Source organism: Aporhodopirellula rubra (assembly GCF_014192335.1).
Taxonomy (GTDB): domain Bacteria; phylum Planctomycetota; class Planctomycetia; order Pirellulales; family Pirellulaceae; genus Rhodopirellula; species Rhodopirellula rubra.
On sequence record NZ_JACHXU010000026.1, the window covers coordinates 104,278 to 123,818 of the forward strand.

The following is a 19,541-nucleotide window of genomic DNA, read 5'->3' on the forward strand; positions in this document are numbered from 1 at the left end:
ACTATACTGCTCGCTGTGTTGGGGAGTGATTGCGGATTATGATCCGGAAGCACGCGTTTAATGATTATGATCATCTCCCCGCAATATGCCGCCTGTTCCGCTCCTCGGAGAGCCTGCAACCGGTTGCATATCGAATCAAGGTGTCAGGGAAGCCGCCACAATCGGCCATTAGCCATGCCAGCGACTACGCGTTACGAACCAACTCCAACGATCACCTACCTCGGTGCTCAATCTCAAACGAGCGACCCGAAGCTCGTTAACCGCTACGATGAGCTCACCCGCGACCGCAAGGTCTCCTGGACTGGGCATTATCGTTTGTTGCGGATGCTCGGTCGTGGCGGTCAGGGCGAGGTCTATCTGACCGAATATCGCGGCACGGACAGTTTCACCGTTCCGGTCGCGATGAAAATCTTTTCGCCGGAGCGTTTTAAAGACGCCCGAGCGTACGATGAAGCGATGCAGCGTGTGGCATCGATCGCAGCCCGTGTGGCAATGATCCAGCATGACAACTTGCTCGACGTGCAGAACTTTTTCGAGCGGGATCGCATCCGCGTGATGTTGATGGAGTGGATCGACGGCTACGATTTGCGGCAATTGGTCATGCCGCAGTGCCTCGAGTTGTTGCGGGACTATGTCCATCCAAAGCGATGGCGATATATCAACGATGTGATCATGACCGAGGGTGTGGAGCAGTCACGCTTCAAAGCCGGTGTTGCCGTGGCGATCGTGCGAGAGTGTCTCGCCGCCTTGGCCGCGTTGCACCGTGAGGGGATCGTCCACGGGGACGTCAAACCCGCGAACATCATGCTCAAACGCAGTGGGCACGCGAAGTTGATCGATATGGGATCGTCAATTGACTACCGCAATCCGCCGAGTGATCGCGAATGCACGCCGATCTATGCTGCACCCGAAGTGCTCGAGAACCGTCCGGCAACGCCTCGCAGCGACTTGGCGAGTCTCGGTTACGTGTTGATCGAGTTGCTCGCGGGTGTGAACCCCTGTTCGGGCCTGACCAGTTTGGCGGACTTTTTGAAAGCCAAATGGGAGTTGCCGAAGAACCTCGACAAAATCCTGCCTGAAGAGGTTTTGCGGAATCAATTGTTGATGAATTTTCTTCGCGGTTTGATCGCGCCGGACCCGACGCGACGATTTGTCAGTGCCGAAGAAGCCGAACATGTGGAACAAGGTGGTGCGGCGGCGTTCCATCGTCAGTTGACTCTCAGTAACATGTCGACGGAGTACGACAATGACATTCGTCATTGGCTCGAAGAGCTGCGACATCTTGAGAACGACTGATTTCATGGATAACGAACACCTGCACGTCGCCGTCGAAGCTGCCCGTGCGGGCGCGCGAGAATTGATGGCCCGTTATGAAAACCGGGTGGTCAGTGAAAAAGGTCCCAAGGATCTTGTTACTGACGCCGACTTAGCCGCCCAAGCCGCGATCCGAAAAATCCTTGAGGCGAGTTATCCCGACTACGCCTTTGTCGGCGAAGAGGAGGGCGAAACGGAACCGCTCCCGTCGGTTCGCGAAGGCGCCGAGGATGCACCGCCGTGTTGGGTGGTCGATCCGCTCGATGGCACCGTCAACTATGTGCATCGCTTGCAGAGTTTCGCGGTTTCGATCGCGCTCTATGCAAAAGGAAAAATGCGTCTCGGCGTGATCTATGATCCGACCCGTGACGAATGGTTTACCGCAATCGATGGCCAAGGCGCGATGTGTAACGATCGGCCGATGAAGTCGAGTGATGCCGTTGATCTCAACGAAAGTTTGGTTGCGTGTAGCTTCCGCGCCGGTGTCACGTCGGATTCGCCGGAGGTGGGTAGGTTTGTTCGAGTGCTCGAACGATGCCGGTCATTGCGACGTCTCGGGTCGTGTGCGCTGAACATGTGTTATGTGGCGGACGGCCGTTTGGACGCATACTGGGCCACTAATGTGGCCGCATGGGATTCGGCGGCCGGGACCGTGATCGCGCGCGAGGCGGGGGCGACCCTCAGTGGCTATGATGGTCACGAGTTTGACGATTGGTCACCCAAGTTTTGTGTCGCCGCGACGCCCCAACTGCACGCCGCTTTGATCGAGCAGCTCACCGCATAGCTGGGTGTGTGTGTCGACGGTTACCGCCGTATCCACCGAAATCGACGAAACGCTCCTTCTATGAAAAACGCTTTTGTGATTTGCGCGACACTGTTCGCGTTTGTCGTGGTTCCTGTCTACTCCGTTGCCCCTGCCCAGGCAGTGGATGTTCCGACGGACGTCGTCGATTACCAGTCGATGGCCTTTTACCCGGAGAGATGGAATCAGCAAAACGTCTCAGGTGAAATGTATCCCTGGCACGGTAAAGAAGTTGTTTTGTTAACGCCGCAGCAAAACCACGCACCGGAGACGATGGAAACATTTCTCGGTCATCTCGATCGAGGTTGGGCGTTCTATCACGAGATCACCGGCACGCAGCCTCGAGCGTACAAGATGTACGCGGGCAAGCCGACGATCGCGGCGGTTCCGAACGCGAGTCTGACGTGTGGATTGGGTTGTGGAATGGTGGGAGGGACAGGAATCGAGGTCGGGAAGTTTCCCTCGGATTGGAAAGAAGTGCAGGCCAATGCTCAGGCGATGCCGCACTACTACTTCTACGAAATGGGACGTAACTACTACGTTTTTGGCAAGAAGCATGATTGCTTTGTTACCGGCTACGCGGTCTTCATGAGTTATTGCTGCATGGACGAGTTGAAATTGATCGACAACGACCGTTCAACTCGCCGGGCCATTGAAAATGCGATCGATGCCTACAGTCAATCCGACCTCGACTTCATCACCGCGATGACGCATTCTGGATCGTTGAGTGAGAAACAAGCTCGCATTCGTCCGTATGATGGACCGTGCGATCAACCCGTGATGTATGCCTCGGCGATGTTGCGTTTGAGGCGAGACTTTGGGGGTGATGGATTCGTGAAACGGTTTTACCACACGCTTCACCAGATGCCCGAGTATGGCGAGAACGAACGCGGAAACAAGCCGACCAATGCAAAACGCCAATCCGTGACCTGGATGTTGGCGGCGTGCCGTGCTGCGAAACAGGATCTATCGCCACTGTTCGTCGATCAATGGCGACTCCCGATCAGTAACGAGGCTCGTGAGATCGTCAAACAAACCGATTGGACGAAAGAATCCGACGATGACGCTGAATTGGCTGAGCAAGTCTTGCGAGCCACCGGCTTGTAGGAGCTAGCAGGACGATGCTTCGGTTGAATAATTGATCGGATTGGCGACGCGATCGCATTGCATCAAATACGCGGTTGCCAGATTTCTCCGATCCCACCAATCGTTCGGTCGCCTCGACTGACGCACCAGGGGTTTTCTCCTAAGTCGTGCTCGCGTTTCTTGCGGTCGAGTAGGGGAACGTCGTGTTTCAGTTCGGCGCGGCCGAGGAGAATCTGTTCGAAAGGGCTTTCGAGCGTGACGGGGAGGCTAAAGCGGGATGGCGGTAGTTGCGCCGGAGTTCCCAGGATGACCGTGCCCCGGCGCATCCCGTACGCCAAGTGGTTGCCGACCGTGCCGCCGACAAAAATCGTTCCGGCGACCTGCCAAGCGGCGAGTGAGTCGCCCGCCTCGCCCGCAATTCGTATTTCTCCCCGACGCATTCGGTGACCTGCGAATCGACCGGCGCTGCCGGACACCGCGATTATCCCGCCGTTCATACCGATGTTTCGTGCACCGCTGGGGCCGCCAAGTTGGTCTCCGGCGTTGCCGTTGATCATGATCTTGCCGCCCGTCATGCAGGTACCGCAATTGTCGCCAATGTCACCTTCCACACGGATTATGCCGAAACAGTGTTGATGTCCGAGTCGTTGAATCGATTTGCAATCGCCTCGCAAGATGAGGCTCGGTGTTTCGTGGTCGATTGAACGGCAATCGACGTCGAACAGATCTCCGAGTTCGAAGTCGTAGATCGCCGATCGTACGGAAAGCTTCGCAATTTCGTTGGCAGAATTTTCGATTAGCTGATCGAGTTTGAGATCCGAGACATCGACCGGTTCGATTTGGAGGCTTCGTACTGTTAGTGTGATCTCTTTCATGAGGGACGCTCCGTCATGATCTTGTCGAGATGGAAGTGGTGCCGGCCGAGCTTGCCACCGTAGTTACCCGCTGTGACCCCCACCAAACCTGCCTCGCCGACGCTTTCGCACGCAGCGTTGATTCCGGCTCGTATCGCATCGGATATCTGCTCAAAATTCGCGCCGTCGAGGACGACTTCGAGGACCGCGGAAGCAGCGGCAGGTAATTCCGAATTGGTCATTTTTCGAAGGCTAGGACAAAACGCTTCGTTCGTTGACGCGAACAAGGCAGCGTATTGAGACCCAACCTTGGAACCGCTTCGCGTTGCCCCACCGGGAAAAGGTGTGATCACGCCGGGCATCGGTTTGATCGCGTCGATCGCGGCGCGGCAGGCTTTCGATACCGATTGCATCGATCGCCCTAGCAGGATGAAGTTACCTCCGCCGATTGCTTCGGTACGACCGACGTCATGTTGGCAAACGAATTCGCCGTCCATGACAGGAACTCGCCAATATCGAATCGTTTCGCAGTGGCCGTCGGCTCGTTCATGTTGGACTTGTTTGCTGATCTGAAACCCGTCCCCGAAGTACCGAAGGGTTTTGCCGAGAGGGACGCGGTTGGGGTAGACATTACGATCCCCTTCAAGGCCTGCGTAGAGTGCCGTCGTTGGGCAGGTCAATACGCATTGGCCGGCCCGTCGCGGGATCTGCTTTTCGAGTTCTTTGCCAGACACCGCAAAGGCGAGGATGGCGACACCCGGGCGGCCGTCAGGGGTTTCTTTAGCGGAGAGTTCGCGTTCGACGGCAATTTCGACACCGCACGCGATCACGCTGGTCCCAAAGCCAACCATCGCTGCGGCGGCGTGATGGCACCACTGCCGATCGGCGGCCGTTAATACCAGTCGCGTCATCTTCATGTCGAACGCCTCGGCAAAGGTCGCTTGGATTGGCACCCCGTCAATTCGCAGCGGCGCGTGCTCGATCCAGTGGTTTGCGTTGTCGTGTTCGGCTCCCTCGTCGATCATGCAGAGGCCCCTTCACTTGTAGAACGCAATCCGGCCGATTGCAGTCGGCTGCCGAGAACCTCTTCCATTTCGTTTTCGTTAATCCACAGACGGTCCAACGCGAACGTTCCGTTTTTGGCATAGCGAGACCGAAAATCCGCGATCTGATTGGATTCGAACTCAATCGTCGTGTTTTGCAAATCGGCAGCGAGCGTTCGGTCGATCGAACGAATGCTGTTGACGTTGCCCCCTTTTTGACGAATCAATTTGCCCGCTTTGAAAACCATTTCGGGTATTCGAAACATGTTTTCAATATTGTTTTGAGTTCGGTAAACCACGACGTCTGCGATCTTTCCAGGGGCGAGCGTGCCTCGGTCGCTGAGTCCGAGGATATTCGCCGGTGCGGTGCGAGTCATCGTTGCGATGTCATCGAGTGTGTATTCTCGCTCGATTCCCTTGAGCGAACTCGAGGCGGCCGCGTCTGAGTTGATTTCCGCCAACGCGGTTTCTCGTAGGCTTCGATCCGCGAGCAGCGCGAGCAGATGAGGGTACGCGGTAAAAGGGCCACCGTTGGGATGATCGGTGGTTAGAAACACACGTGACGGGTCGTCAACCATCAAGAACAACTCAAGCCCGATTGCCCATTGCAATGAATGGACGAATTGACGGCGACGGTATCGAAACGGCACCACTCCGCAACCGGCTTCGCACTCGATATCCACCAGCACCGACTTGCGAGGTGTTGCGTGTTTGATGTTTTGATACTGATGCATCGCATCGGCACTGATCGTGACCGTTTGACCGAATTGAATTTGCCCAACGTCGATGGTGACGTTTGAGTGTTTTCGCATGGCGTCGACTAGCTGCGAGGCGGCAGACGAAAACTTGTACGGACCATCGGTGCCATAGCAATGGAACTGTGCATGCGTCAGATGGATCGGGTATCCGTCTGCGGCTTCGATGGTGGCGAGCGTGGAGGCGATGTTGCCGGGGACGCCAAGGTTGCTGCAATGGATGTGGAGTGGGTGAGCTAAACCGATTTCGTAAACGGCTCGACTGAGTACACGGATAATTTGACCTGGGGTCACGCCGTTTTTTGGATGCGGAGTGTCGACATCGAAGGACCTGGTGTTGAACTTAAATGCATTGATGCCTCCTGGGTTAACGACTTTGACCGCGATGCAGCGGGTTGCCATGACCATCCACGCGACATAGGCGTTGATGATTCGTTGATCGGCGTTCTCCGCAATCAATTGCAACAGCACGTCGTCATTGCCCAACAGGCAGTAGCCACCAGTGTCGATTCCGCGAACGTCAGCCATTTCAGCGTGCGCTGATCGTGCGTTGCAGGGGATCATCGCCGGTTCGAGGCACGTCGTGTAACCCATGTCAAGATATCGTGACGCGGTTGTCGCGGCCGCGGGCAAGAATTGAGACAACGCGGGCGATGATGCGCCTTCGGGACGAGCTTCTCGCCAGGGTGGCATTTGGTCCTGCAGCAACATTCGCGCGAGTGTGACTTTGCCGCCACCGATGTGCGTGTGCAGATCGATCCCGCCCGCCATCGTGACGCACCCGGTGGCGTCGATATCCAAATCGGGCTTTGTGGGGGTCGCGGGCGGATTCGCAATCGTCTCGTCCCGAAACCATAGATCACTGGCTTCGCGTGACGCACTCGGACCGTCTGCCAGCTTGGGATCGATCAAGCGACTGCCACGGATACGGGTCAGCATGGGCCTAAGGGGTGAAGGTGGGAGCTGTGGTCGCGAAATATTGGATTTGTGTTGCGATTATCACACAATCTTACCGGGATCAGTAGGCCACCGTGGATTGACGTCGTATTGTTCGAGGGAACGACCTGCCACTCATTTTCCCGTTGAGTTTGAGTGATTAGGGTAGTGCGGCGAGACCTCTCGAAGAGCGATCGACAGTACTTCCAATGTTGCCCTTTAATTACGATTTTCATGAGCAAATTGATCATCAGCGTCAGCGGACTCCGCGGCGTCGTCGGAGAAACGTTGACACCGGACGTCGCGTGTCGCTTTGTCGCCAGTTTTGCTGCATCGGTTCCACCGGGCCCGATTGTTGTTGGGCGTGACGGACGCACCACGGGGCCAATGCTCGGCGCCGCAATCATGGCAGCCTTGAATGCATGTGGACGTGATGTGATCGATGCGGGCGTCGCCGCGACCCCAACGATCGGCGTCATGGTACGTGAACGTTCGGCCGCGGGGGCGGTGCAGATTTCGGCCAGTCACAACCCGCCGCCCTACAACGGGATCAAGCTGTTCGGTGCGAGTGGACGCGTACTCGACGCCGAATCAGGGGCAAAAATTCGTGACGGATATCTCAACGGTACGGCCGCATGGTGCGCGTTCGATGCGATCGGTTCGACGAGTCGCGATGCCGACCCCCACGCAGGGCACCTCGAAAAAGTCCTTGCGACCATCGACGTTGATCTCGTTCGAAAGAAAGCATTTCATGTGCTGATTGACAGCAATCACGGCGCCGGAGGCATTCTTGGGAAACGGCTTCTCGATTCGCTCGGATGCGTGGTGGAAGCCGTTGGTGATGAGCCGACCGGTTTATTCGCACACGTTCCTGAACCGACCGCCGACAACCTCACTGAGATCGCCTCACGCGTTGCCGGAAGCGAATGTGCGATCGGTTTTTGCCAAGACCCCGATGCGGATCGATTGGCGTTGATCGATGAGAACGGTCGCTATATCGGAGAAGAGGCAACGCTCGCGTTGTGTGTGACTCGCGCGATGATGGTCGGTCGCACCAGCGGACCGATTGTGATCAACGGGGCCACCAGTTCGATGAGCGGGCTAGTTGCCGCGCAGCACGGCGTCAAAACCTTACGAAGCGCTGTTGGCGAAGCAAACGTCGCGGACATGATGATTGCTAACGAAGCTTCGTACGGAGGTGAAGGTAACGGAGGGCCAATCGATCCAACCGTCGGGTACGTTCGTGACAGTTTCGTCGGCATGGCTCAGGTGCTTGACTTGATGGCTCGAACCGGAAAACCGCTCAGTCAGCTCGCCGATGAATTGCCTCAACTGGCGATTCATAAGGACAAAGCGGAAATTTCGGTTGAGCAGTTACCTGCAATCTTTGAAAGGTTGCAAGAACACTTTCGTGATGCCGAGGCACAAACCGGTGACGGCCTGCGGTTGCAATGGGACGACAGTTGGTTGCTCGTTCGGGGCAGTAATACCGAACCGATTGTGCGAATGATCGCAGAAGCCGAGACGGTGGCGAAAGCAAAATCGTTGTGTGACACTGCCGCAGGATTGTTGAATCCATGATCGGCACCATGTGAAGTGCTAGGTAGATGAGTGCGGAATCGACGTCGCCTGCCGACGTCCGATTCTCATTGCTCGTTTGTTTGCTGAGCCTCTTGGATCTGCCGGATCGCTTCGAGGCTGAATAGACCGACCGGTTCATCGTCCTTTTCATAACACCAATCGCAAACATCTTCGATGGGAAACTCGACTTGGCTGCCGAGTTTTAGATCGCCGAGTGCGACTGGATCGTTGGCGAGATGACCGTGAACGAATTTGGGTTCCAGTCCGATCACGTCCACCCAAATGAACTCGGTCGAGTCGCCAGCAGTGATCTTTGCCTTGACGACAAAACTTGGTCCATCGTCGGCCTTGTCATGACTGGCTCGTTGCTGAAAAGCGTCGGCAAATTCCGGCCATCGTTGTTGAGCGGTCGCGATTGCTGCCCGCATCTCTGGAGCGTCGTCTGCGATGGGAATAACGGGAGCATTGTCTGGAAGAGAAAGCTCTTCGTATGCGCCGGGCGTGAGGAGGCGGGCGACGACATCGTCCGACCAAACATTGAGGTCCAACGATTCGGGACGAACCACCGCTAGGGTATCTTCATCGGCGAGAGCGGTCAGCAATTTCGCAACGAGCAGGTAGGCTTCGTTCAAGTCCGGTTCCTCATCTCCGGGCGTGAGCATGTCGACCGAGAGCCAAGCGGTGTGTTCTTCAACGGCGTTGCGGAGTCTGAGTTCGCCAATTGCCTCAACGACTTCGTCTTTGTTGTCCCAGTATGGCACGTCGAAATTGTGAACCAAGAACATTCCCGCAGGGGCTTTGATAACGAACATTGGACTCTCGCCGACGACAAATCCGTCGCCGTCATCTGCATCGTCATCGCTTTGGGCGTCACTGTTTGAGTAATCCCCGCCCCATGCTGATTCGACTACTTTGGTCAGAATCATGTTTTCGAGATATTTCGGTTGGCGTTGCAACAGCACCAACGAAATCATCGGTTTGTCCTCTTCTCCGTCACCGTTTTCGTCATCGATGTCTTCAGAGTCGATGCCATCTCGCGTCCGCTGCAGCCCACGCCAGCATTCATATCCCAATTGCGCGAATGCGAGACTGTAGATCAGATATCTCAATTGGAAGTAGGTAGCTGCTCTGGTGAGGTGTAGTACCGTTAACAGTCCAAAAACGCTTAAACCGATCCATAAACCGGCAGTAATTTCCTGCCAAATCAATAGCCCTGTTGCAAGTAGAATAGCACCCATCACAAAGATCACCGGATTCGGCCAACCCGCCACCGCTGCGATGATGAGCAGGAGGCCGATTGTCGCGGCCCAAAATGCGGTGGACGTGGTGCCAAAACGTGGGCGTTTGAAAATCGGTTTCAATGGATCATGTCCAGGACAGGAGTCTTGAAAAACGCGAGGTATTAGACCATCGAGTGATGTTTGCGTATTTGTTAATCACCACCGAAGGTTATCGTATTCGCGTCGCCGCGTGTGTGTCGTCCGCTCCACCAGGACGAGGCTTCTTTGGGGGTGTCTACCCGCAGAGGCAACCACATCGATAACTCAAGATGCCTATTACGGACTCAGAAGACCGTCCAACGCCGAGCGTTCTTTCGATCGCTCTGGGAACGAGCGTCGTTAGCACTCCGGTAAGTTCAGCAAGCAAGGATTTAGTGGCCAAGAAAGATGGTGTGAGGTGGCCTGGGATTTGGGGCCCACTGATATGTCGTCTAGGATTATGGCATAGCGCAACGCGTGCACACTGTCCGAGGGCACGCGTGCCCGATTACCTAATGAGGCTGGCTTTGTTTAGGGCCGAAGCTTGGGGAATCCACGGTGTATCGGTCGCCGTTGGATTGGGTATGCGGCGCGCCCGATGGTTCGAAGTCTCGCTCTAAATCGGGACCGGTTCTGGTGCCGAACCCCGAGGCGTGAACTTGAAATCTGCCGCCGTAACGGCGTCGCAGATGACCACCTACGAATTGTCGTCCGAAGGGAGTCAGTAAGAGAAAGCCGAGCGAGTCGGTGATCAAACCGGGTGTCAGCAATAATGCTGCGGCAAATGCGATCATCATGCCATCTTGGATCTCGCGTCCCGGCATGCGGCCTTCGGCAAGTGCGGTGCGAAACCTGGCGATCGCTGCAAGGCCTTCGCGGCGAGCCAGAATGGAGCCGATGATCCCAGTCACGATCACGATAGTGAGAGTCGTTAACCAACTCGTTGCATCCGCCATACGTAATAGCAGAATTAACTCAACGAATGGGATCAGAATGAACGCAGCAAATAATCGAATCAACATTTTTACTTCCACCTTTGAACGCAACCGACTGCCACCTTGGCATCGAATGACCCAGAATCAGGCGATGCGGATACTAGAAAGCGAATGCCGTTCCGAACTCGTTAAACGAGCTCGATTCGTTGTGAGGAAGCAGCGGGTTTCCATGGGATCCAAAGACGCAATCGCACCAAACTGATACGCGAGTGGAAAATCGCGAGTCTGTCGCCAAGGAGCCCAATCCAGGAAGCTCGCAGAGAAACGTCGTGTGACGTGAGCGAAAGCAGATGCCTTCGAATTGGCGAAAGAAAAGACCGTCACTTCGAGCGGTCCAAACCGGTCTGAACACGGGAAAGAACCCGCTACGTGGCCGGCGAAGGTTTCGGTAGCGGGAGCAATCAGCGTCGACCGCACCGTCGTGTCTGTTGGACTTAGCGGCTGCGACGTTGTGTCGAGGATTTCGTCGCGAATCGGCTCAGGCGGCCTTCCATCACGAGGAGGTCTTTTTCGATCCACCCACCAAAATCGGCGGCGAATACTTCGTCATCGAAACGAATAGAGAGCGACTGCCAGTCAAGGGAAACGACCGCTTCCTGATAGCAATCGTTCCCTCCAGAGGGTGGTGTTGAATTAGAGGAGATAGCCATGATGAACTCCCAAATAAAAGCGTTAGTGAACTCTAGTAAGATGCACCGAGCTAAAAGAAAGTTCGGCAAATTCGATGCCACGAGGCCAGTCTGATCGTCCGAACAGTGTGGTTTCTACCGAGTACATGTCCGATTTCGCAGAATTAATGACGGATCGCAAGGCATTTTTACGGAAAGGCAACCTAAAAAGCGTCCGAGCCGGATTCCGCGGATTTTTCGCGCCAGTTTGCCAAGAAACCTCCGCCTAGAACGAAGAACACCTAGATCAATCACGGGGCCGTGCCTTTTTGTCGGCGAAAACGCCGCTGGTGCGGGTAACCGGTGAGGGAACGAAACACTTCGAAATTTGGGGAAAACCACCATGTTACGCAAACTTTTCTTGGCCGGAACGACGTTCGCTTTGTTGTCCGGAATCACGCTGGCAACGCCGATCGGATCCTACGCCCGATGCGGTTGGAACTATTTGACCGACTCCGCGGGCGATGCGGTGCCGTTGGAGTGGGAACTCAAGCGGGCACGACAAATGATTGTGGACCTGCAGCCGGAAATTCAAAATAACGCTCGACGAATTGCTCAAGAAAAAATCGAAGTCGTTAGACTAGAAAGGCAGCTCGGTGAAACCGATATGCGGCTAGCAGAGGCGCAGAGCGAGATCGAACGACTCAGCGACGACCTTCGTGACGAAAGCCCAACGTACAGTTACGGTGGCAAGACCTACACCTCGGTCCAAGTCAAATCGGATCTGGGCAACCGGTTCAAACGCTTCAAAACGCGTCAGCAAACTTCTGACAAATTGCAAAAGATGTTGTCCGCACGCCAAGCCTCGTTACGGGCGGCCAGTGAGCGGATGGAAGCGATGCTCGATGCACGACGCCAACTCGAAGTTGAAGTCGAAAACTTGCAAGCTCGTCTCGGCGCGTTGCGAGTCGCACAAACTAGTAGTCAGTTGAATCTCGATGACAGTGCGTTGTCGCGTTCACGTGAATTGCTCGACGAGATTGCGATGCGGATCGACGTCGAAGAGGAAACGATGAAAGTGGACGTTGAATACTTTGGCGAAATCGATCTCGAAGAGCCTTCGGATGAGAATTTGCTCGAAGACATTTCCGCGTATATGAATGGGATTAATGGGGCAGGTTCGGACGCTCTCGTCTCGATCGACTTGAGTGCCGATTCTTCGCTGTAGTCCGTGTATGTGTCCGGTGCCGCGATGGTTGAACGCCTTCCGGTACCGTGACGAGAGACGGCCTGTGCCGTTTCGCAAAGTGGCACCTCCTGTTCCGGCGAGTTCGACTTCAACTGCAACATCATGAACTTCACGCATTCCCCTAACGAAACTGTCTTAGACCGGTACACGATCTGTCGTGGTATCGGCATCGGCGGCTTCGGTGAAGTTTATTTTGCTCTCAGCCAAGCAGGCAAAGAAGTCGCGTTGAAAAGGATTCAACGTAACCTCGCCGTTGAACTCCGAGGCGTTTCCCACTGTTTGAATCTGAAACATCCGAACCTGGTCTCGTTACACGACATATGCCGTGATAATGACGACCAGGCATGGGTGGTGATGGAATACGTCGCAGGCAAAAACCTGCGAGAGGTGCTCGACGAAGCCGATCCTTCGGGACGCGTTTGTCGAGCTACGGTCCAGGGCAGTCAGGGGCTGCCGAGCGGGTTGACGATGGATGAGGTGAGGCGATGGTTCTGTGGCATGGCCGCGGGAACGGCTCATCTGCATTCGGCCGGCTTGGTTCATCGAGACCTAAAACCGGGGAACTTGTTTGACGACAACGGGATCATCAAAGTCGGTGATTACGGGTTGAGCAAGTTTATTTCTTCGTCTCATCGCAGCGGACACACCGAGAGCGTTGGGACGTTGCATTACATGGCGCCCGAGATCGGTCGCGGTCAATATGGTCGCGAGATCGATATCTATGCGATGGGCATCATTCTGTTTGAGCTGCTGACCGGGAGGCTTCCTTTTGACGGCGAAACGCCTCAGGAAATTGTTGTCAAGCACCTCACCGACACGCCGGATTTGTCAACCATCCCGGATGAGCTTCGTCCCGTGATCGCTGCGTGTTTGCAGAAAAATCCGACGGATCGACCCAAGGACATCCCAACCATGATGGCGATGACCCCTTGGGCAAACGAGAACGTTCAATCGGCGACTTGGTCGCCCAATCCATACGGTTCGTCGTCCCCAAATCGATCGGAACAGGCGTCGCAACCGACCAAACCGCAGCCCGCCGCACCGACGCGGCCGCACGTTGCCTCGCCTGCAATGAACGCAGCCGCACCGCAAGTTGTGCTGAGCCATCCAACGTCTGAAGAGCCGATCGCGCGAGCGATCCGGATGAGTTTTGTGGATCTGAAACAGTGGTGGCAAAACCTAGAAAGGTCACCGGGATCCAAGTTCGTCATTGTTCTCGCGACTGTGATGATCCTTTTGATCAACACGCATTGGCTCGTGCCAATGTTGTCGTTAATTGGTTTTTTCTACATTCCGTATTATGTGATTCGGCATGTCGTGTTGCAGATCGCGGAGCCTGATACGTACGTACACACGCACGATCAGCACCGTCGGGCAGCGCATGTCAATCACGCCATGTCACCGGGGGCGACGCATATGCCAAACGGCCCGCACAACGCATCCGCGCCAACATCACGTCCACTACCGGTCCCGGCACGTTTGTCGAAAACGCAAATGCGGCAGATGTTGCGTCAATCGCTCGCACAGAGAACACGAACATCGATGGCCGCCGAGTGGACGACGTCGGGAATGATTTCGTTAGTCGTCGCAGCAACTTTATTGTTGATCTCATCGGTGATCGGGCTGCGGAATTCCGTGGTCAGTCCGTTGACGATCGCACCGTACGTTTGGATGGCATGCGTGGTGTGGTTGGGATCGTTCGGTTTGCTAGGACTCGGAAAGGCATGGGAGTCCAGTGAAGGCGACGGATTTACGCGTCGTTTGTCGGCATCATTTCTCGGTGCTGCGGTGGGCGTGATTGCCTACTTACTCGCCGACGTGTTGATGGTGCCGCTAGATCAAGGGCTCAGCCGAGATATCGACGCGACGAGGCTTCCGATGACTTTCTATCAGGGGTCAGGGGTTCCAAAGGCTGCGGCGATGATGGCTCACTTCGCCGTCTTGTTTGCGTTGCTTCGAATGTGGAAGCCGGTTGATCCGTTGCGACGTGCGAGGTTGAGTTTGTGGGCGGTTTCGGTCGCGGTTGTCGGCGAGTGGATTGTGCATCAAATGATTCCCGTTCCTCAGCCCGCGGGAATGCTGATCGCTGGTGGGATTGTCGTGATGACGCAAATGTCGGCTCCGTGGGTGAAGACGGATTCCGTGGCGGCGTTAACGTCGACGTGAGCAGTCAATGTCGATGTGTTCGCCTATCACAGTGCCGTCATGTTTCAGACGAGAGAATTCGATGAATGAATTAACCAAAGCGACCGTGCTGCTCCTGTTCACGATGTTCAGTTTGTCGTTAGGGGCAGGTCTATCCGTCGCAGATGATGCGAAAGAGGAAACGTCCGACTCGGCTCCGGTGGCGTTGAGTGTTCCCCCATTGGATCATCTCGATTATCCGTTGGATCGTCCGACTTGGATTGACGAAGGTCGCAGTCCGATGGATTCAGTGGACGGTGAGGACGTCGTGATCGCGATTACGTCAGGCCCCGCTCCTTCGCCGGAAACCGCCGAGGAAATGATGGAGGTCATGGCTCTTGGCGCGGTTGAGAACTACGTTGATCAAAAGCTGCAAGAATTGCCTGAGCATGTTGGATCCGAAGACATTGGTATTGATATCGATTGGGTTCGTGATGAACTCATTTCGCGGCGTTACGACGGAACTGTGAAAACCGGTGACTCCGTTCAATACGAGAGTGCGTGTTTGCTGCGGATCGAGAAGTCGCACCAGGAGGTGCTCAATCGATTGGTTCAGAATCACCAGTTACAACATCGACTCGCCGCAGTTGGTGTTTTGGGTGGATTGTGTTTGGCCGGTTTGTTGGGCGGTTCGATTCTCTTTGGCTGGCTTTCATCGCGTCAGCAACGACTCGCGTCTCATGAAAACGCGATCGGTTAATGAAAAAACCGATGCGTCAGCGAGGGAGGAGAAGTATCCGCTCGCTAACGCATCGGCTCCTGATTGCCGCACCGCAATCGCCCAACGCGTCAGGAATTCCTTTCGCGTTTCGTCACCTCCGAGATGATCGCTCGGTTATCTTCGCCGTCTAGGAGCGAGTGAAGCTCAATGCTCCGGTGGTATCGCCGTCTACTTTGAAGACGAACCCGTTCGCCGACGAGGTCCAGTCGCCTTGCATTTGCTGCAGGTCGCTCGCTCGTACTAACGACAAACGATTGTTACTCAGGCGATATTGACCGTTGAAGCTCTTGGTGCTGCCTCCCTTTGTTGCCGACCAAGTGAATGTATTGTCGTCGTTGAGCGTTAGTGAAACCGATTGGTCACCGGGCAAAGAGACGGACCAGGTTCCGACATGGGCGGGCGTGTCGGCGGTGGCCTGCGTGGCACGGGCGAGTTGACCGAATTCGGGAATACTCGACTGTGTTGCGGGAGCAGATTGTGTTGAGCCTGCATTTCCACTGAGCGAGGCGAGCATTTGCAGAGCGGATGCTTCCGAGTTTGCTGTCGCCGCGGGTGCGGTTGGTCGTTGCGATTGAGCAACGGAAGGCCGGGAAACATTTTGTTGAGCCGGAGCGGTGGACTGCCGAGTGGGCTGAGCAACATCTGCGTTGGAGCGATTCGTCGTTTGGACACTCGCTTGATTGTTGAAAGGGTTGGTTCCCGATCCGGAAAATTGTCGCTGTTGCTGAGGAGCCGATTGGAAAGACGCGTTGGTCTGTTGACTGGGAGCGGTTTGTCGCTGGGATGCAAATCCGGGTTGTTGGCCGTTGGAGAATCCGGCCGGTGCGGTCATCCGATTTGCGGGCTGGAATCGGGTTGGAGCGGCAGGAGAAACCGAGTTGTAGTACGGCTGAGCCCCGGCGTGTTGGATGGGGGCCGAGTATCCGGCGCTTCCGCAGGTCGACGGGCTAGGTGAAGAATAGCCGTATCCGCCGCCGCGATATCCGCCGCCGCTGTACCCGCCTCCGCCACCACCGCAGGCTTGTGCGGGGCTGCAGGTTGCGGTGAGAACGGCGAGGGCGGCAGCGGATCGGATCCAGTTTTTTGTGCGGACTTTCATGATTCTGACTTTCGAAGCGTTTGGGCGTTGAGTGCGTTGTTGGCGACCAAAGTCGCGTTACAAATCACCAAGCGAATCGCTGTCGAAAGTGTTACCAGAAAAACGAGAAAGTTCTCTCGTGGGATGATTCTCGAGTTGCCGGACGTTGCTACTCGCGGTCTGGACCACCATCGCGGTCGGGCCCGCCACGGTTTGGCCTGCCGCCTCGGTCTGGACCACCATCACGGCCACCACGGCCTTGTCGCATGGCTTCACCACGCGTTGCCATCGTGGCGAGTTCTTCCTTCGAAAGAGCGCCGTCGTTGTCGGTGTCTGCAAATTGGAGCAATCGTTGGCCGCGTTCAGCGACTTCGCTGAGTTCTTCTGCGGACAGTTCGCCGTCGTCATCCGTGTCGAGTTGCATCAACCGCTCCCTCATTCCAGGACCGCCAGGGCCTTCGCCGTCGCGGGGGCCGTTGCCACGGAAGCCTTCGCCACGAGGTCCCTCGCCACGGACGCGTTGTCCACGAAAGTCAGGTCGACGTGGACGGTCGTCTTCGCCACGTTCCGCCCGGGCACCTTCTGGAGATGATTCGTCCTGGGTTGCCTCTTCCTTGTCGTTCGACTGGGCTTCATTGGGTTGATCGTCTGAGGATTCGTCGACTGAGGATGGGGCGGCCGCTGCCGCGTCTTGACGACGTCGACCTTCTCCACGACTGCCGTCACGTGGGCCTCGTTCGCCGCGGCGTGCACCGCGTTCATCGTTGTCGCGTTCGCCCTCGCTGCGGCTTCGCATTCCTCGGTTTTGCATGCCTTCATGACGGTTACCAGGTCCGCCGCCGCGGGCGTCACGATTGCGATCGTTTCGTCCGCTAGGTCGGGCGTCCCGCTCATTGCTACGGCCGCGACCATCTCGTGCACCGTGTTTGCCGCCACGCGAATCACGGCCGCGGGCGGAGGATTCATGACCGCGTGATCGACCGTTTCGTGCATCGCCACGACCGCCACGTGAGTCTTGCTGATGTGCATTGTGCCGGCCACCGCGCCCGCCTCGTCCGGCGTCCATACGTTCGCGTGTTTTGCCGTCTCGAACGCTCATGCCACGGTCACGGTGTCTACCATCTCGTGCACTGAAATTGCGGCCGCGAGATTCACCGCCTCGAGTTGCGTTGCCACGCCCCGAACCATCACGAGGGCCACGGCCACGGGCGTTGTCTTGATCGGCGTCACGTCCACGTTGAGGAGGGCTCGTGCGACCTGCGAAATCAGGTCGGGTTTCAGTTGCGTCGAGTGTTCCGTCTTCGTTTTTGTCGAGCGTCTTCAATGCCGCAGATGCGTTTTCGAGTTCTTCGCTCGAGATGGTTCCGTCGCTATCGGCGTCGATCGCTGCGAAGATCGGAAGGTGCTGCATCATCCGGCCGGGACCTCCTCGGTCGACATCCGAACCGGATGGGGGGCCGCCTCCAGCACGATGTATTGGTGGACCTCCACGCCCAGGCCCTCCGCGGCCTTCACGTGATTGCGGTTGTGCCGACACCGTTGGTGCGAGCATCCACGTTGCACTCGCAACCAATAACAAACTCGTCCATCTTGCAATTGTCATCGTTTCGCCTTGGGGAAGAAATAAGGGTGTGTCTCATCTCTTCTAACCGGGCTTAACGGGAAAGGTTTCGCACCGACATGTGAAATCAAGCCTTCGAACGGAAGAATCCTCGTTCGGGTGGCAACACGATGTTGAATGACACGAAACGCATGTCAGGCTCGCCAAAATGCCGTGCGATAGTCTGTCGCAGGCAAAGCTATTTTAGGGTAGCGAGATTAGGAAACGTGCTAGGCGTTTTGAGAACGTAACCGTGTCCGTACCGACGATCCGTTCAAAATCGATACGACGTTGGCCACGGCGATACGACTCAAAAGGCGGACGCGTTGCAGTGAAGTTCAAGATGTCGGCGAACGTGTCGCTGTCCCGCTCGGACAGATAGAACATCATCGCCCATGCGACCGCGTAGGCAGTGTGGACGTTGCCGGCGTCGCGGAACGCTTCGTCACCGTCGACGAGTTGTTCGACCCATGCGGTGATGTCATTAGCATTGCGAAAGGATAGTTGTTTGCGTAAGTGGTTGAGGGATTCGCGGTTGACGCGATCGCTGAGGTCAGCGCCGGATCGTCCGGATGCGAGTGCCTCGGGTTCAAACATTTGGCCGATGCCCTCGGTGATCCAACTCGGTGTGTCGTTGACTCGGCTATGCACGCCTGAATTAAACGCGGATTGATGAGCGGCTTCGTGTCGCACGGTCGCCGCGATGTCGGACAACCGGCCGCCGTCGTGCGTCATCACACGGTTGCATCGGTTGGCATAGATGCCAGCGACGCGGGAAACATCGATTCCGAGTCGGTCGAGTTCGGCGTACATCGCACGTGCGTCCGGTAGTACAACGGCGACCATGGGAAAGCGTCCGGTGCGAACCTTCACGCCTCGTTTGGACATGTATTCGACGAATGACCGGTGTGAGTTTTCAAACATCTTTGGCCAACGGTCACCGCGTCCTCGGGGTTGAACCACGAGAAAGTTGCTAGTGGCGACCACCTCAAAAGTTGGTCCGAACTCGGCTCGGAGTTGGTTTCGCATGCGAGTCGCCGATGCCGGTTCGAAGCGTTCGTCGGTCGTCCGCATCCTTTCATCGCGTTTTGTTGCGGCGACCGTGTGCAGCCAACCGTCTTCGGCAATCACCAAAGACTCGGTCGCCGAATCGATCAGATGCAGGCCGACTTGCCACTGGGAATTGACGAGAAGTTGAACCGGTTGGGGACCCCTCGGAGTCAAGTTTCGGCTCGCGACGCGGCGAGAAACAACGTGGGTGGTGCTGCTCGGTCGGGCACCACCGACTGGATCGGCGGAGGAAACGGTTGCGCCGAAGGGGCTCGTCAGAAGCACAGCCAATGCTATCAAAACGGATCGCAAATTTTGAGGAACGGGATAAGTTGTCGATGGCGTCAGGCAAGACTGACAGAGCCGGCCCGAACTCTGACGTTGGTTCGGCAAAATCCGTGTTGTTTGCAATCGCATAGCGGCGGC

Annotated in this window: 16 protein-coding genes; 7 read left to right on the top strand and 9 right to left on the bottom strand. The window is 56.2% G+C overall.

Annotated elements, in window-relative coordinates:
- Nucleotides 1-174: 174 nt before the first annotated feature.
- Genes FHS27_RS25970 through FHS27_RS25980 form a run of 3 tightly spaced genes read left to right on the top strand, consistent with a single transcriptional unit; the run spans nucleotide 175 to nucleotide 3,223 of the window.
- Nucleotides 175-1,296, top strand: a complete 1,122-nt coding sequence (locus tag FHS27_RS25970; RefSeq protein WP_009094545.1) for a serine/threonine-protein kinase — start codon at nucleotides 175-177, stop codon at nucleotides 1,294-1,296.
- A gap of 4 nt (nucleotides 1,297-1,300) precedes the next feature.
- Nucleotides 1,301-2,098 (top strand): inositol monophosphatase family protein, encoded by a 798-nt coding sequence (locus tag FHS27_RS25975; protein ID WP_009094546.1) that lies wholly within the window; start codon nucleotides 1,301-1,303, stop codon nucleotides 2,096-2,098.
- A 60-nt stretch (nucleotides 2,099-2,158) separates the two neighbouring features.
- Nucleotides 2,159-3,223 (top strand): calcium-binding protein, encoded by a 1,065-nt coding sequence (locus FHS27_RS25980; RefSeq protein WP_184308555.1) that lies wholly within the window; start codon nucleotides 2,159-2,161, stop codon nucleotides 3,221-3,223.
- A gap of 62 nt (nucleotides 3,224-3,285) precedes the next feature.
- On the opposite strand, the gene FHS27_RS25985 is transcribed toward FHS27_RS25980, so the two are convergent.
- Genes FHS27_RS25985 through FHS27_RS25995 form a run of 3 tightly spaced genes read right to left on the bottom strand, consistent with a single transcriptional unit; the run spans nucleotide 3,286 to nucleotide 6,793 of the window.
- A complete protein-coding gene (locus FHS27_RS25985; protein ID WP_184308557.1) occupies nucleotides 3,286-4,077 on the bottom strand; it encodes a formylmethanofuran dehydrogenase subunit C in 792 nt (263 codons plus the stop codon).
- Nucleotides 4,074-5,081 carry a formylmethanofuran--tetrahydromethanopterin N-formyltransferase gene (gene fhcD / locus FHS27_RS25990; protein ID WP_261363969.1) on the bottom strand — a complete coding sequence of 336 codons (1,008 nt, stop codon included), beginning with the start codon at nucleotides 5,079-5,081 and terminating at the stop codon, nucleotides 4,074-4,076. Before fhcD ends, FHS27_RS25985 begins: the two co-directional genes overlap by 4 nt.
- Nucleotides 5,078-6,793: a formylmethanofuran dehydrogenase subunit A gene (locus tag FHS27_RS25995; protein WP_184308559.1), complete on the bottom strand. Its 1,716-nt coding sequence runs from the start codon at nucleotides 6,791-6,793 to the stop codon at nucleotides 5,078-5,080. Before FHS27_RS25995 ends, fhcD begins: the two co-directional genes overlap by 4 nt.
- 231 nt (nucleotides 6,794-7,024) lie before the next feature.
- Here FHS27_RS25995 and glmM point away from each other — a divergent pair, with 231 nt between their 5' ends.
- The gene (gene glmM, locus FHS27_RS26000) at nucleotides 7,025-8,371 is read left to right on the top strand and encodes a phosphoglucosamine mutase (protein WP_184308561.1); all 1,347 of its coding nucleotides are present in this window, start codon (nucleotides 7,025-7,027) and stop codon (nucleotides 8,369-8,371) included.
- A gap of 65 nt (nucleotides 8,372-8,436) precedes the next feature.
- Here the strand turns inward: glmM and FHS27_RS26005 are convergent, their stop codons facing one another.
- From FHS27_RS26005 to FHS27_RS26015, 3 genes are all read right to left on the bottom strand, one after another.
- Complete coding sequence (locus FHS27_RS26005) at nucleotides 8,437-9,732, bottom strand: DUF2314 domain-containing protein (RefSeq protein WP_184308563.1); 1,296 nt, start codon at nucleotides 9,730-9,732, stop codon at nucleotides 8,437-8,439.
- Nucleotides 9,733-10,142: 410 nt separating this feature from the next.
- Nucleotides 10,143-10,652, bottom strand: a complete 510-nt coding sequence (locus FHS27_RS26010; RefSeq protein WP_184308566.1) for an FxsA family protein — start codon at nucleotides 10,650-10,652, stop codon at nucleotides 10,143-10,145.
- 407 nt (nucleotides 10,653-11,059) lie between these two features.
- On the bottom strand, nucleotides 11,060-11,275 hold the full coding sequence (locus FHS27_RS26015; RefSeq protein ID WP_184308568.1) for a hypothetical protein: 216 nt from the start codon (nucleotides 11,273-11,275) through the stop codon (nucleotides 11,060-11,062).
- Between the two features lie 361 nt (nucleotides 11,276-11,636).
- Here FHS27_RS26015 and FHS27_RS26020 point away from each other — a divergent pair, with 361 nt between their 5' ends.
- From FHS27_RS26020 to FHS27_RS26030, 3 genes are all read left to right on the top strand, one after another.
- A complete protein-coding gene (locus FHS27_RS26020) occupies nucleotides 11,637-12,461 on the top strand; it encodes a hypothetical protein (protein WP_184308570.1) in 825 nt (274 codons plus the stop codon).
- A gap of 123 nt (nucleotides 12,462-12,584) precedes the next feature.
- Entirely contained in the window at nucleotides 12,585-14,648 is a 2,064-nt protein-coding gene (locus tag FHS27_RS26025; RefSeq protein WP_184308572.1) for a serine/threonine-protein kinase, read from the top strand.
- 61 nt (nucleotides 14,649-14,709) lie between these two features.
- Complete coding sequence (locus FHS27_RS26030) at nucleotides 14,710-15,366, top strand: hypothetical protein (protein WP_184308574.1); 657 nt, start codon at nucleotides 14,710-14,712, stop codon at nucleotides 15,364-15,366.
- Nucleotides 15,367-15,514: 148 nt separating this feature from the next.
- Here the strand turns inward: FHS27_RS26030 and FHS27_RS26035 are convergent, their stop codons facing one another.
- The 3 genes from FHS27_RS26035 to FHS27_RS26045 all read right to left on the bottom strand — a co-directional run bounded on the left by FHS27_RS26035 (nucleotide 15,515) and on the right by FHS27_RS26045 (nucleotide 19,532).
- On the bottom strand, nucleotides 15,515-16,486 hold the full coding sequence (locus FHS27_RS26035) for a hypothetical protein (protein WP_184308576.1): 972 nt from the start codon (nucleotides 16,484-16,486) through the stop codon (nucleotides 15,515-15,517).
- A 148-nt stretch (nucleotides 16,487-16,634) separates the two neighbouring features.
- Nucleotides 16,635-18,068 carry an EF-hand domain-containing protein gene (locus FHS27_RS26040; protein ID WP_184308578.1) on the bottom strand — a complete coding sequence of 478 codons (1,434 nt, stop codon included), beginning with the start codon at nucleotides 18,066-18,068 and terminating at the stop codon, nucleotides 16,635-16,637.
- A 201-nt stretch (nucleotides 18,069-18,269) separates the two neighbouring features.
- Nucleotides 18,270-19,532: a DUF1570 domain-containing protein gene (locus tag FHS27_RS26045; protein WP_246420953.1), complete on the bottom strand. Its 1,263-nt coding sequence runs from the start codon at nucleotides 19,530-19,532 to the stop codon at nucleotides 18,270-18,272.
- Between the last annotated feature and the right edge of the window lie 9 nt (nucleotides 19,533-19,541).